Here is a 4028-nt window from a genome sequence, read left to right as displayed (position 1 = left end):
AAGAGAGCTTGAAACACTCTTTGAAATGTTTTTTTGAGGTTCTTTCACAGTCTCAATACCTTAAGAATCAAGTAAAATCTGCTAGCATTGGCGTTGCTTCCGTAAAATAATGTGCTTCATCTCCTACTTTATACTCGTAGTACTCGCTCCAAATTTTTAAAAATCTCTTTCTACTTTAAATATACGAGATAACATATTCATGGAGTACATGTGCACCGCCTCTTGTACAGTATCAAAAATTTGAGTTTGTTTTACTCCTAAATCTTCAAGTTTTTTGACATCCTCAGCTTCAATTTCTTCAGGGTTCTCAACAGCTTTTAGAGTAAATTTCAATAGCTCTTTATTGCTATTGCTTAGCGGAGCCTTTGATAAATCATTTTGGATTGACTCCAACTCTTCTTGGGTAATGCCATAGTTTCTATTTATCATCATGCTAATTAAAGCAGAACAGTAGGTGCATTTATTTCTAACCGACATTAGATATCTCATGATGCTGATCAATTTTTTACTATCTTCTTCCATTGAAGATATATACTTTACTTTATTCCACTGAGCTTCTAATATATCTGGATTAACGCTTAAAAGTTGTAAAATATTTGGTACCATACCTACAGCACCTTCTATCTCACCGTATACTTCTTTTACCTTGCCTTGGGCTTCTTTTACATTTACAGTTTTTAATAAACTCATTTTTTTTATCCTTTATTGAATTTGGGTTAAGAATCAACAAGCATATACTCGTTGATTCAGACTTCAGCTAACTTAAAATAACGACCGTTATTTGGATTATACATAACCATCGTTATCTTGTCAAGTAAAATTAATAAAAAAGAATGTTATAATTTCAAAATCAAGCGGGGGAAGGCTTATAGGAAGGCTTATAAATGAATAGTAAAAAACAACAAAAAGAAGAAACTAAAAACCGCATCATAGAAGCGGCAACTCGCACATTTAAAAAAAGTGGATATAGCGGGATAGGAGTCGACAGTCTTGCTAAAGAAGCCGGTGTGACTTCGGGTGCTTTTTATGTGCATTTTAAATCTAAAGCCGAAGCATTTAGAGCTGCCGCTATCTCCGGGTTAAAAGATGTTCAAAATGCGATTATCCAATTAAGAGAAGCTCATCATGAGAACTGGTGGAATGCATTTGCAAAGCTATACATGGGAGATAAACGAACATGCGACTTAAATGAAAGCTGCCCATTACAAACTCTAACCCCAGAAGTAGGTCGTTTTGATGATGACACAAAAGCTGCCTATGAAATTGAATTAAAAAAAGTCATAGAACTGGCTAGTTCAGATAGCACAGAAGAAAACAAAGATAAAATATGGACCAATATTGCTATGTTAATCGGGGGAGTCACTTTAGCCCGTGCCGTTAAAGATGAAACAACAGCAAACGAAATTGCAAAAGCTATAGAAAAGAATATTTATCAAATCTAAAATTTATTTCTAAATGATAGTATCTAGCAAAAAGGGGAGTGTTAGAGATAAAGGGGTCAGGTGATAACAATAACATTTCAAATTATTTCTATTTTGTTATCCTTATCACCTGACCCATGCTGTTCATAAAAAATGACGAAGTAATTATCTAGCCTATTTTAATATTTTTGCCAACTCTTTCTTGTAAGCTTTTATATCAAAATCTTTCATAGCAGATGCCCCGCTATCTACAGCAGCCTGTGCTACTGCACTGGATATTTCGACTATAAGTCTTTTATCAAACGGCTTAGGAATCAAATAGTCTTTACCAAATTTTATCTTTTTTCCATATAGTTCACTCAGATATTTCGGTACTTCACTACGTGCCAAATCTGCTAATGCATAGGCTGCTGCTATTTTCATTTCATCATTTATTTGGCGAGCACGAACATCCATCGCTCCTCTAAAAATAAACGGAAACCCCAAAACGTTGTTTACTTGGTTGTCAAAATCACTGCGCCCCGTTGCTACTACTGCATCCGGTCTTGCTTTTAAGATTTCTTGCGGAAATATCTCAGGTGTCGGATTTGCCAAAGTAAATACTATAGGCTCATTTGCCATAGTTTTAATATCTTCTACGCTAAATGTTCCAGGACGAGATAAGCCCACAACTACGTCAGCACACTCAAACACTTCTGAGTGAGTCATATACCTTCCGGCACAGAACTCTCTCTTATAATCATTTAAATCACTCCGTCCATTGTGAATAACACCCTTAGAATCAAGCATATATATCTCTCTTACTCCAAGCTTTCTGTAAAGTCTCGCACAAGATATTGCAGCAGCACCTGCACCGACAACAACGATTTTCAAATCTTCTATTTTTCTGTGTGTGACTATACAAGCATTGATAATTCCTGCGGCAGAAATAACTGCTGTTCCATGCTGATCATCATGCATTACGGGGATATTTAACTCTTCTACTAAACGTCTCTCTATCTCAAAACATTCAGGTGCCTTTATATCTTCTAAGTTTATCCCGCCAAAAGTTGGAGCAATAGCAGTTACAACTGAACAAAATCTATCTATACTCTGGGTATCTACTTCTATGTCAAAACAATCAAGTCCCGAGAAGTTTTTAAACAATACGCTCTTACCTTCCATAACAGGCTTAGATGCTAATGCTCCGATATTTCCAAGTCCAAGAACTGCCGTTCCGTTTGAGATAACTGCAACAAGATTCTTTTTAGCTGTATATCTGTAAGCATCCTCAGGATTCTTCTGTATTGCTAAACATGGGATCGCAACACCTGGAGTATATGCCAACGATAAGTCTTTTTGAGTCTCTACAGCTTTTGTAGCCTCAACCGATATTTTTCCGGGTCTTGGAAATTCATGATAATCCAAAGCTTCTTGATCTGTAGTTGATTTTTTAGACATTATTTATCCTAAGTATATTTTTAAAAGTATATCTTAACACAACTCAAAACAAATACATCAGCTTTCTCAGAGACTAAAGAACTTTTAACCGACAATTTAGATAACATATAATAATAATGCAAAAAGGAATGCGCTTGAGCTACAATATTGATAATGATTTAATACTTAACTCCTTGGGGATAAAGGGGTCAGATGATAACAATAATATTTCAAATTATTTCTATTTTGTTATCGTTATCACCTGACTCCGTTGTGCGAGTTTAAAATCATTACTGTATCATTTCACTAAAAAAGAGTTTTATGAAACTGTTGCTGCCATTTTTGCTATCACTCTCTCTAACAAGCACTGCATCTGCAAATGAGAACTGGATTCCCATAACACCTGTAGATAAGCCTCAATCTTTAAAACAATCTGCTAAACTAGATGTTAATCTGTCTCAAGTTGGACCAGTGAAGAAAATAATGAAAACTGCCACTGTCATTAAACAACTGATTGATACAACTAGTAAAAAAGAGATAGTAACAACTAAGGACAAAAATTGGTTTGTGCTGGGCAGTGAGGAAAGTAAGTGATTATCTTAGATTTTGAAACAAACTCTGCCAATGTTCATGATGTCATAGAGGCAGCCGCATTTCGTGTTGAGTTTATAAATAATGAGTACAAAGTTATAGACACTTTCCATCGTTACTATTTATCTGAGTATGAAGTAAATCCTCATGCACTGGCAGTACATAAACTCTCTCCCGATAGGATAGAGAGACTTAGAAAAGATGTGGAGTATGAAGAGTGCTTTGAAAACGACACAGACTTTATAGAGTTTTGTAAAAATGCTAAAACTCTTGTAGCTCATAACATCTCATTTGAACTTCGTCACATTGGCGAACTGCTCTCTTTTGAGAATCATTTTTGCACTATGAAAGAGAATAAAAAAATTGTTAAAGCTACTAATGTTAGAGGCAATCTAAAAAACCCAAAACTCGTTGAGACTTGTATACACTACAATATCGAGTTTGATGACGAGCAGTACCATAGTGCTATTTATGATGTCACAAAAACTTTAGAGATTTTAAATATAATGAAACATCATAACCAAGCCTAATTCAACGCAGTCTTACATGTCAAATCGACATGCAAAACCACGGAGAATCAATCCTCTTCAAATCCAA

5 protein-coding genes are annotated in these 4028 nt (G+C 35.2%); 3 read left to right on the top strand and 2 right to left on the bottom strand.

Annotated features, from left to right (window positions below; translation table 11 throughout):
* Nucleotides 1-156: 156 nt before the first annotated feature.
* Nucleotides 157-690 (bottom strand): hypothetical protein, encoded by a 534-nt coding sequence (locus IBX42_RS11440; RefSeq protein WP_294933057.1) that lies wholly within the window; start codon nucleotides 688-690, stop codon nucleotides 157-159.
* Between the two features lie 194 nt (nucleotides 691-884).
* Here IBX42_RS11440 and IBX42_RS11435 point away from each other — a divergent pair, with 194 nt between their 5' ends.
* The gene (locus IBX42_RS11435) at nucleotides 885-1442 is read left to right on the top strand and encodes a TetR/AcrR family transcriptional regulator (RefSeq protein WP_294933056.1); all 558 of its coding nucleotides are present in this window, start codon (nucleotides 885-887) and stop codon (nucleotides 1440-1442) included.
* A 153-nt stretch (nucleotides 1443-1595) separates the two neighbouring features.
* On the opposite strand, the gene IBX42_RS11430 is transcribed toward IBX42_RS11435, so the two are convergent.
* Nucleotides 1596-2861 (bottom strand): malic enzyme-like NAD(P)-binding protein, encoded by a 1266-nt coding sequence (locus IBX42_RS11430; RefSeq protein WP_294933055.1) that lies wholly within the window; start codon nucleotides 2859-2861, stop codon nucleotides 1596-1598.
* A gap of 300 nt (nucleotides 2862-3161) precedes the next feature.
* Here IBX42_RS11430 and IBX42_RS11425 point away from each other — a divergent pair, with 300 nt between their 5' ends.
* Entirely contained in the window at nucleotides 3162-3434 is a 273-nt protein-coding gene (locus IBX42_RS11425) for a hypothetical protein (RefSeq protein WP_294933053.1), read from the top strand.
* Nucleotides 3431-3961: a 3'-5' exonuclease gene (locus IBX42_RS11420; protein WP_294933051.1), complete on the top strand. Its 531-nt coding sequence runs from the start codon at nucleotides 3431-3433 to the stop codon at nucleotides 3959-3961. Before IBX42_RS11425 ends, IBX42_RS11420 begins: the two co-directional genes overlap by 4 nt.
* Nucleotides 3962-4028 lie beyond the last annotated feature (67 nt).

The sequence above is a fragment of the Sulfurimonas sp. genome (assembly GCF_014859695.1).
Taxonomy (GTDB): Bacteria; Campylobacterota; Campylobacteria; order Campylobacterales; family Sulfurimonadaceae; genus Sulfurimonas.
This window is presented reverse-complemented; position numbering and strand designations above follow the sequence as displayed.